This is a genomic window from Rhodococcus sp. JCM 9793, from assembly GCF_055380405.1.
The window spans coordinates 3,874,901-3,890,218 of sequence record NZ_AP043721.1; the positions used below are offsets into that span (position 1 = coordinate 3,874,901).

Genomic DNA, 15,318 nt, shown 5'->3' on the forward strand with positions numbered 1-15,318 from the left:
ACCACCACTATGGGGCCGTGGCCATCACCTTCTCGAGCGCGGGCATGTGTCGTAGCACTGCGGGGGCCACGGCAGCCGCTGCTGTTGCCGCTGCGGCCGATCCGAGACCCACCGCCCAGCCGACAGGACCCACGGGCACACATCCGAGTGCGACACTCACCACAGGGATACTGATGATCAGCGCCAGCACGACGAGGGATCCGAGCGCTGTCGCCACGACGAGTGGACTGTGCGAATCGAGAAGAGTCTGGCCGAGCTGGCTGCAGACCAGCGCGATCAGAGCAACAGTGGAAGCGCGCTTCCTGGTACCCGTCATGCTCGCCACTGCCCAGGCAAGTGTGGCGCCCGCCGCGGTGGTGACACCGCGGACAGCCACGACCTTCAGCAAGGCTGCCTGGTCGAGTCCGCGCGTCGTGTCAGCACCGGGAGCTCGTCCGTTCGCCGATCCGACGGCGAGCGCCGCGGCGGGCAGCGCGTCGGTGAGCATGTTCACGAGCAGCAACTGGCGGGCGTTGAGCGGCGACTGCCCGGTGACGGCGCTGCCGATGATCGCGAACATCACCTCACCGGCATTGCCACCGAGTAGCACGGCCACCGCCGAGGTGACCCGCTGCCACAACTGACGCCCCTCGTCGAGCGCGTCGAGCAGCGCTCCGACCTTCCCGTCGAGCAGCACGACATCCGCCGCACCGCGCGCGGGGTCGCTGCCGTGGGACGCAACCCCCACACCGACGCTGGCCGCGCGGATTGCCGCCGCATCGTTGGCGCCGTCGCCGACCATGGCACACACCAGACCGGAGCGCTCGATCGTCTGCACGACCTGCACCTTGTGCTCGGGTGTCATCCGCGCGAACACGAGTCGATTCCGCACCGCGTGTTCCTGTTCCTCGAGGGACAGCGAATCCCACTCCGTTCCGTTGATCACCTGATCCGCCGTCACCTCCAACCCCAATTCCGTCGCGATCGCGACGGCAGTGACCGGATGGTCCCCCGTGATCAACCGCACGCCGATACCTTGCTCCCTCAGCGCGGGGAGAAGACCCAGCGCTTCAGGACGCGGGGTGTCGGACAGTCCGATCAGCCCGACCGGTCGTATCCCGCTCTCGCACAATGCTTGCAGCACATCAGGGCTATCGGCGGCCGCGACGGCATCCTCGTCCGTGAGGACACGATCGCCGACGGCAATGACCCGAAGTCCATCCTCCGCCATCCTCGCGACCTGGTCGGGGAGCCATTGATGGTCGTCCGTGTACGCGGCCGACAGCACTTCCGGCGCGCCCTTCACCGCGAGATGATTTCCGGCCAATGCGGCAGCATAGGCCCGGCCGGAACGGAACGGCAGATGCGCGGTGCGCGTCGACCCGCCATCGTCGAGCGAATCGGCCAGAGCGGCACTGACTATCGCCGCGTCGGTGGCATGGTCGGGTGGTCCACCGTTGTCCGACACACCGGTCCGGGCGGCGAAGCTCAGCAACTGGGCGCGTGTGCATCCGGTAGCCGGCCGGGCCGTCCGGACCCGCAACCGGTTCTCGCTCAGCGTGCCGGTCTTGTCGAAACAGACGACATCGACACGGCCGAGCGCCTCGATCGCGCGAGGAGTGCGGACAAGGGCAGACAACGTCGCGAGCCTACGAGCCGATGCTGTCTGCGCCAGGGTTGCGACCAGCGGTAATCCCTCCGGAACAGCAGCCACCACCACTGAGACACCGCTGACCACCGCCGTCCGAAGCCCGGTTCCTCGCAGAAGCCCCATGATCCCGACCAGGACGCCACCTCCGAAACTGACCGGTAGGGCCTTGCGGGTCAAGGCACTCAATTGGGATTGCAGTCCCACGTCGCGTATCTCGGTCGGCGCCATCGCGGTTGCACGCCGGGTCTCGGTGGCGCTCCCTATGGCCGTCACATGTGCTACCGCAGTCCCCGTGAGCACCGTTGTGCCCGCATAGATCATGCAGGTCCGCTCGGCGAGAGGTGCCCCTGGAGTGGCGGCGGGGTCCTTGGTGACGGGTAGCGATTCGCCGGTGAGAGACGACTCGTCGACCTCGACGCCGGCGGCCACGGCGATCCGTCCGTCCGCGGGCACCACCTCGCCTGGTCGGACCTCGATGACATCACCGGGACGGACCTGTGCCGATGTCGTCTCGATGTACCGGACTTGGGTCTGTTCACCCTGAAGGAGGCGCGCGATCGGATCCTGCTGCACCAGTAGTGATTTCAAGGCCCTCTCGGATCGGAGGCGCTGCGACGCCGAGATGACCGCGTTGAGCGCAAGGACCGAACCGACGAGCACTGCGTCCACCGGCGACCCCAGGACCGCACTCGCCGCCGCGCAGGTGGCGAGCACCGGAGTCAACGGATCCGCCAACTCGCCGCGCAATGCGTGCGCGAAGTCGTAGACGGCAACAAGGGGAACGATCGCGCGAGCAGGCACCCGACGCAGCAATGCCGGGACGGGTGCGCTCGTGTCGTGCGGCCGTCCTTCGTGGGAATCGGAACGGGGAAGCGAGCGAATCACCTCGTCGACCGGCATCGCGTGCCACTCGTGCTCCGGCCGAGGATCGGGCATCCTCTCGGCAAAAACGGTGCGGGCCGCCGAATATCCCATCCACAGACCGACAGCGGCGGACGCGGTCACCGACTCCGGCCCCTGTCCTGCAACTCCGGGCAACATCAACAGTGCCCCGAGCCCGGTCGCGTCGAATGAAAGCTGCACCCCGCGCCGACTCGCCGATCGCGCCGCAGGAAGAGCGTGCAGGACCCGCCATGCCCCGGTCAGGTCGTCACAGATCAGGTGTGCACCCCAGGGACGCGCGCCGGGCGCTGTCGCCACCCCGATGCCCACATCGGCCGCAGCCAGCGCGTGCGGTGCATCCGCGGCAATCACCGCGACCGTCCGTCCGTCTTCCCGAAGATCTTCGACCGCGTCTCGCAGTGTGCGATCCATCGATTCGGAGAATGGTTGCAGCCTGTCGAAGCCGTTGCGCAGAGAGCGCAGCGACTCATCGTCCGCCGAGATCACCTCGACTCGGGCCCGCCGCGCTTCGGCAAGGAGCTCCGACGCGTACCCGTCGTGGACAGGGCCGACCAACACGCGCCCGCCCTCAAATCCCTTCACACCCGGAATCGACTGCACCGGATGCCATCCCGGCTCGAGATCACCATTCTCGACGGCGCGTCGCGTATGTTCCCACAGGCGGGTGCGATCACGGTCGTCCACACCGAACACGCGGGTGACATCCAGTTTCGCCGTGTACAGGACCCGGGGGTCGATCACGATCGCATCCACACGATCGAGGTGACGTAACGCAGTAGCTGCAACGGGCAGGACGCCGTGTGCGGGCAGGCGTCGACCCAAGGTCGCAGCGAACAACTCTCGCGTCGTGCGGGTCGCTTTGGGGGCAGCCACGATGGCCGCGTTGGCCGCACTGAACGGATTTCGGTACAACGCGCCGAGCACACCTACGGCGACTGCGCCCACAATGCCGGAGCGCTCCGCATGCCGTTCGATCGGGCCGGTCGACCGGACCGAAGGTCTGTACGGTCCGGGCGGACCGTCCGCGTCGACGGCTTCCTCTGCGTAGACCGGTTCCCTCTCCTGCCAGGTATGGCGGGCGGCCAGCGTCTCGGCCATCACTGCGATGCGCATCGTAGTCTCGACCGCAAGCGACGAAGGGGACTGTGCCGCAGTGTAAGCGGCCGCCGTGAGAACGGAGAACAACACCTCGGCTCCGTCCGTTCCGACCGCGGACTCGACAATCCGGCGCAGCTTCGGCTGGTAGTCCATCGCGACCACAGGGGCCGATATCGGCCCCGTGATCCGAGGCATCCGAACGGCGCTACCGACGAGGCTGACGCCCAGCCCCGTCGCGGCAGCCGCGACCGAGACCACCCGGCGCGCAAGGAGTCCGTCGTCGCCGGGAAGGTCGACCGGAAAGGTATCCGGGCCGGTGATGCCGAACTGCCGCTCGACGCCCTCGACGATGCGGGTCATGGCCTCGGGTGTAGGCCCGTCGGGCTCCGTCGTGACCACCAGCCGAACCCAGGGGCGATGTAGTTCCACCCGTTGCACGCCGGGTATGTCGCGCAGGACTTTCTGTACCCGCTCACCGATGTCCTGGCCGGCCTCGGATCGGAGACCGTGGACTTCTATCCAGGTGCGGCCTGATCCCGAGCCACAGCGACGGCTGCGTCCCCCACCCACTGCCTCGCGAGCCAATTCCAGCATCGAGCGCGCCAGGGGCGCCGGTGCCGGAACTCCTCGTACGTCGATCGACGGCGCGCCGACGAGCGCAATGCCGGATCCGGCGACCGACACGATCCCATTGATCAGCCTTTTCACACCGAGCATGTGGTCACCCTGTGTGGTTCGGGGCCTTGGACACCTGCATCGGTCCAGAGTTCCACAGAATGCACTCCACGAACCCCCGAATCACAACACAGATACAGGAGGCCGGTCAGTCATCGTCGACGATGAGCACACCGGTACGCATCAGCAGTGCGTAGAGTTCACAGAGTGGGGGTGTGAGAACCCGGACCACGGCTCCGACTACCGCATCCGGCCCGGCAACGATCGGTGGAGTCGACATGGGCCCGACCCTATTCGCCGCGAATACGCATCAGGTGAACCGGAGTTGACGAAGGAGAGAATGATGACGGACGAACAGCAATCGTTCTGGGACTCCCATCGCACGTTGGCGCGGGTGGTCCGTGAATCCGAGCGCTTTGCGCTGAACCTTCCGCTGGTGGGCCGGATCGGCGTTCCCCGACCTGAACAGATGGCCTACTTCGCCGGTTTGGGTGCGCTCGTGGCACTCGAGCTGATCGAGTGGCCGGTTGCGCTCGCGCTCGGCGCCGGGCAGGTACTGATCAGTGAGCAGATGTCCAGGGCACGTCCGCCGGCAGCCGGAGAGCAGCCGGCGTGACCGGCGGCTAGGTGGTCTTGGCTCTACCTTTGTGCGCAGCCGGAGCACGCTGTGCCTGCTTTGTCGGTGCACGTTTGGTGGCAGCGCGTTTGGCGGGCGCGCGCTTGGCGGGCGCGCGCTTGGCGGGCGCGCGCTTGGCGGGCGCGCGCTTGGCGGGCGCGCGCTTGGCGGGCGTGGTCTTCGAAGATTCCTTCTTCGCACCGGAGCGCGTCGACGACTCGGCACGCGACGACCGGCCTTCGGAATACTGATCACCTTGACGTGGTGCGAGCAGCCGAACGGTCAGCGCGGAGGCACCGAGTGCGGCCAATACCGGGCCCGCGACGATCCCGGTGGCGAGACCGGTCGCCCCGAGTGCGCCGATGGTCAGGGCCGCCGCCGGCGTCGAATCGGCGCCGCTGCTGATTCCCGAACGAGCACCGCGGACTGCACCTTTCATGCTCCCCACGACGGCACCCACCAGAGCTCCACCGGTCGCGCCTGCCACTCTCGTGGTCGCATACGAGGTTTCGGTGACCACTCGCGCGGCCGTGTCGAGGATCTGCATTCCATGCCTCCCGCTCGATAGGTCATTCCATCGTACGACCGATGTCCAGGTCAGGAGGTGGTTCGGCCTGCAGCAGGAAGATTCTCGGGTCGCGGTCGGCCCACCGACGATCACCGATGGGTCGACACCCTCGGCAAGATCACCTGCATCGCGCGCCTGCACGAGAAGCGTTGCGACGTACTCCGCTACTTTCGTGCCTCCCCCTGCCATCGACCTTGTCGTTCCGTTCCTCGAGTGGGTACCGAGTCTGCCGGACGGCCGGACTTGGTACCTCCCCTCAGCCGATGAGTGCGGCGGCGAGGTCTCGGTATGCCTGTGTGGGGAACGATGTCGGGTCTGCTGTCAATACCTGGATGGGCACCTCGTCGGCGCCGGCCGCGTAGTGCCGTTCGATCCCGGCGACGACGCGTTCGATGCTGCCCGACGGAATGAGCGCCTCACGCAACCGGTCGCTGCCCGCTCCCGCCACATCATCCTCGGTGTAACCGAGACGCAGGAGGTTGTTGGAGTAGTTCGGAAGCGACAGGTAGCCCCGCATGTACTCCTGAGCGATTCCGCGGGCAGTGTCTTCGTTCTCGTCGAGCACCACGGCGACTTCGGGTGCCAGAAGCGGGCCGTCGCCGAGGATTGCCCGGGCCTGGGCAGTGTGTTCGGCGGGTACGAAATACGGATGTGCGCCCGCAGTACGTTCGGCGGACAGCGTCAACATGCGGGGACCGAGCGCCGCAAGCGCCAGACGCTCCGCTGGCACCGGGGTGCTCGTCGCATCCAGCGCGTCGAGGTACTCGACCATGCGGCTGTAGGGCTTGGTGTACCGGCCCGCGTCGGTCGCCTCCACGACCGGGCCGTGGCTCGCGCCCAGGCCCAGCAGGAAACGGCCGGGATACTCCCGCTCGAATCGGTCGACCGCCTTCGCGAGATCCGCCGGATCCGCGTGCCAGATGCTGATGATTCCACTCGCGACACCGAGCTTCGGCGTCGCCGCGAGCACTTCGCCGTAGATGGAGGGCAACCCGTCGCCGAACCCGCCCGATGTCCACAACCTCGAGTAGCCCAGCGCGTCGAGTTCCCGCGCCGCATCGATTGCGGCCTCCGAGGTTTTCCGGCTCAGCCAGAATCCGCCGCCCCATACACTCACCCGTCGTGTCATGATGCCGAGCCTATCTGCCCGCATCGGGATACCGTCGGCGGATGACGACCGCATCGGCCCTCGACGGCACCCCGACCGTCGAGCAGCGGCCGTACTTCTCGGTATTCGGGCTGGACTTCGTCGGGCTCGTGGTCGCGGTGTTGTTCTTCGCATGGAGTCTGAGCCCGTCGCTGATACCTCGGGAATGGCTGTATCAAGGCCTCGTCAGCGGAATCACAAGCGTCACGGGATACGGAATCGGAGTTCTGCTCGCCTATCCGGCGCGCCGCTGGATCGGACCGCGCCTGATGTGGTGGCGCAGGCGACGCACCGCCCGCATCATTGCGCAGATCGTCGTCGCTGTTCTTGCTCTCATCACGGTGACCGGATCTCTGTTGGTCGCCGCCAATTGGCAGAACGATATCCGCGCGCTCATGGGCATCGACGACACCACCTCGTTCGCGTATCTGCGTACCGGGCTGGTCAGTGTCGCGGTCTTCGCTGTTCTCCTGCTGATCGGGCGCGGCCTGCGCCGCGTGGCCCACGGGTTCGCACGGTTCCTCAGCGCACGGCTGCGTATCCCGGTTCCGGCCGCTCACGTGATCGCACCGGCGGTGCTCGCGGTCGCGGCGGTGGTATTCGTCGACCAGGTGATCCTCGCAAGCACATCGACCGCCGCACGATTCGTGTTCGCGTCCGACAACAACAGCACCGACCCGGGCGTCGCACCACCGCACGAACCGGAACGCTCGGGCAGTTCTGCGTCGGCATCGTCGTGGGACAGTCTCGGCAGGCAAGGACGCACGTTCGCCGACGGTGGCCTCCGGGCCGACGAGTTGACCGAGCTCAACGGCGCGCCCGCCCGTGAACCGATCCGCGTGTACGCGGGCCTGCAGGCCGACACCTCCACCGAATCGCAGGTGCAGTCGATCCTCGACGAACTGGACCGGACCAAGGCCTGGGACCGGGAGATCCTGGTCGTGTCAGGAACGACCGGCACCGGGTGGGTGAACCCGGTTGCGGCGGATTCGATCGAGATGATCTACAACGGTGATTCGGCGATCGCCGCGATCCAGTATTCGTTCCTGCCGAGCTGGATTTCGTTCCTGGTCGACGGTTCGGCCGCGAAAGCGGCGGGTGATGCGCTCATCAACGGCGTGCACGAGCGATGGGCGCAGCTCCCGGAGGATCGACGTCCGAAACTGGTGGTGTACGGCGAGAGTCTCGGGTCGCAGTCTGCCGAGGCAGCGTTCGACGACCTCGTCGATCTGCGCGGTGACGTCGACGGTGCACTGTTCGTGGGTCCGCCCAATTCGAACTCGCTGTGGCGGAGCCTCATCGCCGAGCGCGATCCGGGATCGCCGGAGGTCCTGCCCGTCCACCACGACGGTCTCGAGGTGCGGTTCGCCTCGAACCTCCCGGACCTGGAATCCTCCGACGCACCGTGGCACGATCCGCGTGTGCTGTATCTGCAGCACGCATCGGACCCGGTGGTGTGGTGGGGTCCCGGGCTGCTGTTCGAGCGACCCGATTGGCTCGCCGAGCCACCGGGTGCAGATCGGGTGCCGTCGATGCGCTGGTATCCGATCGTCACGTTCTGGCAGGTCGCGGCCGACATCATGGTCGGCAATTCGCCTCCGGTCGGGCACGGGCACAACTACGAGGATCTCATCCCGTACGGGTGGGCGTCCGTCACGGCACCGGACGGATGGACGGACGCCGACACCCAGCGGGTGGCCGCAGCGATCACCGATATGCAGCGCGAGGATTGACCTGCCCGGATACTGCGACCCGGTCTCGTTGCAACGCACGGTCGATCACGAGTCGGCCCTCGCCCGTCCCATTCCGGATGAACGGCACCTGGCCGAGGCGCACACGGCTATGTGGCGAGCTGACGGAGTACGTACTGCAGGATTCCGCCGTGCCGGAAGTACTCCGCCTCTGCGGGGGTGTCGATGCGTACCTTCGCATCGAATTCGATGTCCCCCGCCCGCACATGCGCGGTCTCGGGTATCGCTTCGGCGTCGGCAAGTCCGGTGATCTCGAATTCTTCCTCCCCGGTCAGGCCGAGGCTCTCCGCCGAGGCTCCATCGGAGAATTGCAATGGCAGCACCCCCATCCCGATGAGGTTGGACCGGTGGATGCGTTCGTACGACTGAGCGATCACCGCGCGCACTCCCAGCAGCAGCGTGCCCTTCGCCGCCCAGTCACGCGACGAGCCCGATCCGTACTCCGCCCCGGCCAGTACGACCAACGGTGTGCCGTCGTCCGCGTATTTCTGTGCGGCGTCGTAGATGTCCATCTGTTCGCCGGTGGGAAGGTACCGGGTGACTCCCCCTTCGACGTCGGGGACGAGTTGGTTCCGCAGCCGAATGTTGGCGAAGGTGCCGCGGATCATCACCTCGTGATTGCCGCGCCGCGACCCGTATGAATTGAAGTCTGCCGGGTCGACGCCGTGCTCCTGAAGATAACGTCCGGCTGGACTGTCACGACGGATCGCGCCTGCCGGGGAGATGTGGTCGGTGGTGACAGAGTCGCCGAGGAGTGCCAGCACCCGCGCGCCCGCGATGTCGCGCAGCGGCTCGGGTTCGGCCGGCATCCCGTCGAAGTACGGCGGGCGCCGCACATATGTCGAGTCGTCCTTCCACTCGAACACCTCACCGGTGGGGACATCGAGGTTCCGCCATGTGTCGTCGCCGCGATACACGTCGGCGTAGCCGGATTCGAACATCTCCGAGCGCACGCACTCGTCGATGACGGCCTGGATCTCCTCGGTGGACGGCCAGATGTCGCGCAGGAACACGGGGTTTCCGTCGGTGTCGGTGCCGAGTTCGTCCTCGAAGATGTCGACGAGCATCGACCCCGCGAGTGCATAGGTGATCACCAGTGGCGGCGAGGCGAGGAAGTTCATCTTCGTCTGCGGATGGATCCTGCCTTCGAAATTGCGGTTGCCCGACAGCACGGCCGACACGTTGAGGTCGTGTTCGTCGACCGCGGAGGCGATTTCGTCGGGCAGGGGGCCGGAGTTGCCGATGCATGTGGTGCATCCGTATCCCACGAGATTGAACCCGAGCTTCTCGAGATATGGCGTGAGTCCTGCGCGTTCGTAGTAGTCGGTGACGATCCTCGATCCGGGCGCGAGGGTGGTCTTGACCCACGGTTTGCTGCGCAGGCCCTTCTCCACTGCCTTCTTGGCGAGCAGACCGGCACCGATCATGACCGAGGGGTTCGACGTATTGGTACAGGACGTGATCGCAGCGATCACGACGTGACCGTGGTCGAGTTCGAAGTCGGGTCCGTCGCCGATGTGCACGGGAATCTTGTTCGACGGCGGATCGGCTGCGATGAGGTCGTCGGGCAGGGGGTTACGCGGTGGTGCGCTGGTGTCCTTACCGAAGATCGCGACGGGATCGCTCGCAGGAAACGACTCGATCGAGCCTTCGTCGAGGCCCACCTCCTGCACTTGTGCGACGACGCCCGGCACATCAGCGCCTGCGAGCAGCGCCCCGACCGCCTGGGGCGCGAGAGCCACCGGGATGCGGTCCTGTGGCCGTTTGGGGCCGGCGATCGACGGGCGTACCGTCGACAGGTCGAGTTCGACGACCTGGCTGTACGCGGGTTCGCGGGCGGGGTCGTGCCACAACCCTTGTTCCTTGGCATACGCCTCGACCAGACGAACCTGATCGTCGGAGCGGCCGGTGAGACGCATGTAGTCGAGGGTGATGTCGTCGATCGGGAAGATCGAGATGGTCGAGCCGTATTCGGGACTCATGTTGCCGATCGTGGCGCGATTGGCAAGCGGCACATTCGCTACACCGGGTCCGAAGAACTCGACGAATTTTCCCACCACGCCGGTCTTGCGCAGCATTTCGGCGACGGTGAGAACCAGGTCGGTGGCGGTGGTGCCCTCCCCCAGCTGTCCGTTGAGCTTGAATCCCACGACCTGCGGGATCAGCATCGAGGCGGGCTGGCCGAGCATCGCGGCCTCGGCTTCGATTCCGCCGACGCCCCACCCGACGACACCGATGCCGTTGATCATCGGGGTGTGGGAATCGGTCCCGACCAGCGAATCCGGGTAGGCCAGCATCTCTCCGTCCTCGGTCTCGCGGGTGAAGACGACGCGACCGAGATACTCGAGGTTGACCTGGTGGCAGATGCCGGTACCGGGAGGGACGACCTTGAAGTCGTCGAATGCGCCCTGCGCCCATCGCAACAATTCGTAGCGTTCGCGATTGCGTGAGAATTCGAGATCGGTATTGATGCGGAATGCATCCTCGGTGCCGAACACGTCGGCGATCACCGAGTGGTCGATGACGAGTTCGGTGGGAATCAACGGATTGATCCGGGTGGCGTCGCCGCCGCGGGTTGTCATGGCATCGCGCATCGCGACGAGGTCCACCACGCACGGCACTCCGGTGAAATCCTGCATGAGAACGCGGGCAGGCGAGAACTGGATTTCGGGGTTGTGCGTAGACCCCGGATCCCATCCCGCGACCGCTTCGATCTGCTCGCGGGTGACCAGCCTGCCGTCCTCGGTGCGCAACAGATTTTCGAGCAGGACTTTGAGGCTGTACGGCAGTCGGTCCGAGCCCGGCACCCTGTCGATGCGATAGATGCGGTAGTCGGTGTCCCCGACGGTGAGTGTGTCTCGTGTGCTGAAACTGTCGTGACTCATATCGTGCCTCCTGGGCTGCACAGCTCGAGTGCGTGTCCGACACCGCTGCACCTCGATCACCGTGCCGAAACGGTGTCACCTCGACGCTACGACACCTGTCGCAGTCCGTCAGAGGATCTGACGGTAGGGAGCATCGGCGCGCACTCGGCACAGCAGCCCACGCGATACTCGTGGAGGTCCCCTCGAACGCAATTCGTGAACGGAGTTCAGGCGTGAAGCAGAAATCAGCAGGTCAGTCGACCCAGGCCATCCACGGCACCAGCATCACCGATGCCCACGGCGCGCCGCACCTGCCGGTCTACAACACGACGACCTTCGCGTTCGAGAACACTGCGGCGCTGCTCGACGTCGCCGATGGCCGCCGGAAGGGCGCGCTCTACACCCGCTACGGGCTCAATCCGACGATCTTCGCGCTGGAGGAGACGATGACGTCGATCGAAGGCGCAGGGAGCGCATTGGCCTTCTGCTCGGGCATGGCCGCGGAGACCGCACTGTTCGCTCAGTACGGACGCGAGGGCATCGTGTGCGTCGGCGACGCCTACGGCGGCACCATGGAACTGCTCACCACGCAACTGTCCCAGCTCGGCATCACCACCACATTCCTGCTCGGCGACGAAGTCGATCGTCTGGACGAGGTGCTCCGCGGAGGGCCGAAACTGGTGTTCTTCGAAACCCCCACGAACCCCGCACTCGGCATCTACGACGTCGCCGCGATCGCCGAGACCGCGCACCGTCACGGTGCGCTCGTGGCGGTCGACAACACGTTCGCCTCGCCCGTCAACCAGCGGCCACTCGCACTCGGCGCCGACCTCGTCTCGTACTCGGCCACCAAGTATCTCGGCGGGCATTCGGATGTCACGGCCGGGTTCGTGCTCGGCGCGGACGAGCTGATCGAACCGTTGAAGCCGTGGCGCAAGAGTTTCGGGTCGTGTATCGCACCGGAGCCGGCAGCGTTGTTGTCGCGGAGCCTGCGCACACTGATCGTCCGCGTCAAGCAGCACAACGCGAATGCACAGGCGGTTGCGGAAGCGATGGAAGCCGACCCTCGGGTCGCGCGGGTGCTGTACCCGGGTCTGCCGAGCTTCCCCGGGCACGCGCTCGCCGCGAAGCAGATGTCAGGTTTCGGCGGCATCGTGACGATCGAGATCGCCGGCGATACCGAGACGACGGTGCAGGTGGTCGACCGTCTCGACCTGTTCGCGTTGGCGCCGAGCCTCGGTGGCGTCGAAAGCCTGGTCACGCAGCCGGTGACCACGACACACTACGATCTAGCTCCTCTGGAGCAGCAACGACGCGGAATCACCGGCTCGATGATCCGTCTGTCTGTCGGTCTCGAGGATGCCGACGATCTCATCGCCGACCTCACACAGGCTCTCGAAGTCGTCACCGTGTGATTGCCGACTGCGGCGCAACGGGCCCGGCTCGCCGGGCTCGTGACCTCGGCGCTCGGGCACTCACCGGACTTCGGTGTCCGACGTCGGTGCTCGCGGCTACCCGATCCGTTCAGGTGAGGTGACCTGACGGAATCCACGTCGGCGCGGGGTCGGAGTCGTCCGACCGGAAGTACCACAATCCGGACGGATATATCCGGTACGGGCCGGACACCTCGAGGTTCCGGCCCTCGTAGTTTGCCGACACGATCTGTGCCGGGTCGTCGGTTCGGGCGGTGCGTGCGTTGTTGCTCATGCGATCACGTCCCGGTACGTCGGAGGTTGTACGTGGGGGCACCGTTGCGGTGGGTGACATCTGCGGCAGCTACCACGCCCGAGCGTAGCCGCGAGTGCATGCGGTCGCAGCGCCGAGCGGTGCGAGAAGAAACACGGTAACAGCGACGAGGACGGCCGGATACCGGCGAACGACGCTTCGGGCGCTCTTCCGGTTCAGAGGGATGACCTCGAGGCCGACCCGGATCGCTCGGCGGCGTGGCGTAAGCAAATCGTCAGGACATCGGACAGCAGCGTCAAGATTTCGTATGGATCGAAGCCGAGCGGGCTTCTCCGGCGCGATGGTGTGATGCGGCGCCGACCGGCGCCGATCCGTGTCGACGACAGGAAAACGAGATGGCCGACGCCGCCTATGTGGCGCTGATGATCGCTGGGATCGTGATGTGTGCTCTGACATTGCGTGCCCTCCACAGCATCGATCTCCACAGGACTGGAGAACGCAGATGACGTGGGCCGGAGTGACGACCACTGCCCTCATCGTGGTCGCAGCGGTGATCGTGGTGTATCTCCTGGTCGCATTGCTCGATCCGGAGAGGTTCTGAGGCCACGATGACGCCTGCTCTTGCTGCGGGACTGCAGATCGCTCTGGTCGTCGCAGTCCTCGCCGCGGTATATGTCCCTCTCGGCGACTACATGGCGAAGGTCTACACCACCGACACCGACCTCCGATCGAACGACCTGAGAATCGAGTCGTGGATCTACCGCGCATGCCGTATCGACTCCCGGGCAGAACAGACCTGGTACGGATACGGCGCGAGTGTGCTGGGATTCTCCCTCGCGAGCATGCTGCTCCTGTACGGCTTGCAACGCATCCAGGGTGTGTTGCCGTTGAACAACGGACTCGAAGGTGTGAGTCCCTCGGTCGCGTTCAACACCGCCATCTCGTTCGTCACCAACACGAACTGGCAGTCGTACATTCCTGAAACCACGATGAGCCCGCTGACCCAGTCGGCCGGACTCGCGGTGCAGAACTTCGTGTCCGCCGCGGTGGGCATGGGCGTCGCCGTCGCGTTGATCCGCGGTCTCGTACGCGTCGGCCGGGGCGGGGAGATCGGCAATTTCTGGGTGGATCTCACCCGTGGCACGCTGCGCATCCTGCTCCCCCTCTCGTTCGTCATCGCGATGATCCTGCTGAGCCAGGGAGTGGTCCAGTCCTACCGGAGCGGTTTCGCCGCAACGGGACTGGATGGGCATGCGATGACCACAGCGTTGGCTCCGGTCGCGTCACAGGAGGCGATCAAGGAACTGGGCACCAACGGTGGCGGCGTGCTCGCTGCGAACTCGGCGCACCCGTTCGAGAACCCGACACCCGTGAGCAACATTGTGGAGGTCATCGCAATCCTGCTCATTCCGGTCGCATTCACCCGCACCTTCGGCACCATGATCGGTCACCGCCGGCAGGGCCTGACGGTGCTGGCCGTGATGGCGACGCTCTACACCGCGGTACTTGCGGTGACTCTCGCGGCCGAATCCCACACGCACGGTGTCGCTGCCGATGCAGCCGGCGCAATGCTCGAGGGCAAGGAGGTGCGCTTCGGCATTCCGGGATCGGTGCTGTTCGCAGTCTCCACCACGGGAACGAGCACCGGTGCGGTGAACTCCGCCCACGACAGCATGTCGCCGCTCGGCGGGGGCGCGGTTCTGCTGAACATGCTGTTCAGCGAGATCGCGCCGGGTGGCGTCGGAACCGGACTGTACGGAATCCTCGTCATCGCGATGGTGGCGGTGTTCGTCGGTGGCCTGCTCGTCGGCCGAACACCGGAATTCCTCGGCAAGAAACTACGCACGCGGGAGATCACCCTCGCCGCGCTGAGCATCCTGGTGATGCCGGCCCTCGTGCTGGTCGGCACTGCCATCGCCGTCATCCTGCCGGCGACGGCCGGCGCTCTGGGCAGCTCGGGAGATCCCGGAACTCCCGGCGCGATCCACGGATTCACCGAAGTGCTCTACGCATACGCGTCTGCGACGAACAACAACGGCAGCGCCTTCGGCGGTCTCACCGTCACGAACGACTGGTTCCAGGCCAGCCTCGGGATGTGCATGTTGTTCGGGAGATTCCTACCGATAGTCTTCGTCCTCGCACTCGCCGGGTCCCTGGCGTCCGCGCACCGTGTGCCTGCAGGCGCTGGGACCCTACCCACCTCGGGTGTCGCGTTCGCCGGACTTCTCACCGGCACAGCCGTTCTCGTGGCGGCACTGACCTTCTTCCCCGCCCTTGCGCTGGGCCCGATCGCGGAGGCATTGCATTGACCGCGTCCACTACACCTCTTACGTCCCCCGACCCTCGACCTTCCGACTCTCGAACATCCGGGGCACACACC

General features: G+C 66.0%; 11 protein-coding genes. 5 read left to right on the forward strand and 6 right to left on the reverse strand.

Features of this window, described 5'->3' with window-relative positions; all coding sequences use genetic code 11:
• Positions 1–7: 7 nt before the first annotated feature.
• Positions 8–4,348 (reverse strand): cation-translocating P-type ATPase, encoded by a 4,341-nt coding sequence (locus tag ACZ46K_RS20015; RefSeq protein ID WP_464744372.1) that lies wholly within the window; start codon positions 4,346–4,348, stop codon positions 8–10.
• Between the two features lie 106 nt (positions 4,349–4,454).
• A complete protein-coding gene (locus tag ACZ46K_RS20020; RefSeq protein WP_330131523.1) occupies positions 4,455–4,586 on the reverse strand; it encodes a hypothetical protein in 132 nt (43 codons plus the stop codon).
• Between the two features lie 60 nt (positions 4,587–4,646).
• On the opposite strand from ACZ46K_RS20020, the gene ACZ46K_RS20025 reads away from it, so the two are divergent.
• Positions 4,647–4,922, forward strand: a complete 276-nt coding sequence (locus tag ACZ46K_RS20025; protein ID WP_464744374.1) for a hypothetical protein — start codon at positions 4,647–4,649, stop codon at positions 4,920–4,922.
• Between the two features lie 7 nt (positions 4,923–4,929).
• On the opposite strand, the gene ACZ46K_RS20030 is transcribed toward ACZ46K_RS20025, so the two are convergent.
• Positions 4,930–5,469, reverse strand: a complete 540-nt coding sequence (locus ACZ46K_RS20030; protein WP_464744376.1) for a hypothetical protein — start codon at positions 5,467–5,469, stop codon at positions 4,930–4,932.
• A gap of 277 nt (positions 5,470–5,746) precedes the next feature.
• Positions 5,747–6,619 (reverse strand): TIGR03620 family F420-dependent LLM class oxidoreductase, encoded by an 873-nt coding sequence (locus tag ACZ46K_RS20035; RefSeq protein WP_054806440.1) that lies wholly within the window; start codon positions 6,617–6,619, stop codon positions 5,747–5,749.
• Between the two features lie 41 nt (positions 6,620–6,660).
• Here ACZ46K_RS20035 and ACZ46K_RS20040 point away from each other — a divergent pair, with 41 nt between their 5' ends.
• The gene (locus ACZ46K_RS20040; RefSeq protein ID WP_464744378.1) at positions 6,661–8,370 is read left to right on the forward strand and encodes an alpha/beta hydrolase; all 1,710 of its coding nucleotides are present in this window, start codon (positions 6,661–6,663) and stop codon (positions 8,368–8,370) included.
• Between the two features lie 107 nt (positions 8,371–8,477).
• On the opposite strand, the gene acnA is transcribed toward ACZ46K_RS20040, so the two are convergent.
• Positions 8,478–11,273, reverse strand: a complete 2,796-nt coding sequence (acnA, locus tag ACZ46K_RS20045; protein ID WP_464744380.1) for an aconitate hydratase AcnA — start codon at positions 11,271–11,273, stop codon at positions 8,478–8,480.
• 212 nt (positions 11,274–11,485) lie between these two features.
• On the opposite strand from acnA, the gene ACZ46K_RS20050 reads away from it, so the two are divergent.
• The gene (locus ACZ46K_RS20050) at positions 11,486–12,667 is read left to right on the forward strand and encodes a trans-sulfuration enzyme family protein (protein ID WP_464744382.1); all 1,182 of its coding nucleotides are present in this window, start codon (positions 11,486–11,488) and stop codon (positions 12,665–12,667) included.
• A gap of 109 nt (positions 12,668–12,776) precedes the next feature.
• Here ACZ46K_RS20050 and ACZ46K_RS20055 read toward each other — a convergent pair whose 3' ends face one another.
• Positions 12,777–12,959, reverse strand: a complete 183-nt coding sequence (locus tag ACZ46K_RS20055) for a hypothetical protein (RefSeq protein ID WP_054806437.1) — start codon at positions 12,957–12,959, stop codon at positions 12,777–12,779.
• Between the two features lie 481 nt (positions 12,960–13,440).
• On the opposite strand from ACZ46K_RS20055, the gene ACZ46K_RS20060 reads away from it, so the two are divergent.
• Both ACZ46K_RS20060 and kdpA read left to right on the forward strand, forming a co-directional pair.
• On the forward strand, positions 13,441–13,539 hold the full coding sequence (locus ACZ46K_RS20060) for a potassium-transporting ATPase subunit F (protein ID WP_054806438.1): 99 nt from the start codon (positions 13,441–13,443) through the stop codon (positions 13,537–13,539).
• Positions 13,540–13,546: 7 nt separating this feature from the next.
• Complete coding sequence (gene kdpA, locus ACZ46K_RS20065) at positions 13,547–15,247, forward strand: potassium-transporting ATPase subunit KdpA (RefSeq protein ID WP_054809580.1); 1,701 nt, start codon at positions 13,547–13,549, stop codon at positions 15,245–15,247.
• The last annotated feature ends 71 nt before the right edge of the window (positions 15,248–15,318 follow it).

Bases quoted from the DNA above. Each gene is read 5' to 3' on its own strand.
- acnA (WP_464744380.1), bottom strand. From the start codon at position 11,273: ATGAGTCACGACAGTTTCAGCACACGAGACACACTCACCGTCGGGGAC.
- ACZ46K_RS20055 (WP_054806437.1), bottom strand. From the start codon at position 12,959: ATGAGCAACAACGCACGCACCGCCCGAACCGACGACCCGGCACAGATC.
- ACZ46K_RS20015 (WP_464744372.1), bottom strand. From the start codon at position 4,348: ATGCTCGGTGTGAAAAGGCTGATCAATGGGATCGTGTCGGTCGCCGGA.
- ACZ46K_RS20030 (WP_464744376.1), bottom strand. From the start codon at position 5,469: ATGCAGATCCTCGACACGGCCGCGCGAGTGGTCACCGAAACCTCGTAT.
- ACZ46K_RS20060 (WP_054806438.1), top strand. From the start codon at position 13,441: ATGACGTGGGCCGGAGTGACGACCACTGCCCTCATCGTGGTCGCAGCG.
- ACZ46K_RS20025 (WP_464744374.1), top strand. From the start codon at position 4,647: ATGATGACGGACGAACAGCAATCGTTCTGGGACTCCCATCGCACGTTG.
- ACZ46K_RS20035 (WP_054806440.1), bottom strand. From the start codon at position 6,619: ATGACACGACGGGTGAGTGTATGGGGCGGCGGATTCTGGCTGAGCCGG.
- ACZ46K_RS20040 (WP_464744378.1), top strand. From the start codon at position 6,661: ATGACGACCGCATCGGCCCTCGACGGCACCCCGACCGTCGAGCAGCGG.
- kdpA (WP_054809580.1), top strand. From the start codon at position 13,547: ATGACGCCTGCTCTTGCTGCGGGACTGCAGATCGCTCTGGTCGTCGCA.
- ACZ46K_RS20020 (WP_330131523.1), bottom strand. From the start codon at position 4,586: ATGTCGACTCCACCGATCGTTGCCGGGCCGGATGCGGTAGTCGGAGCC.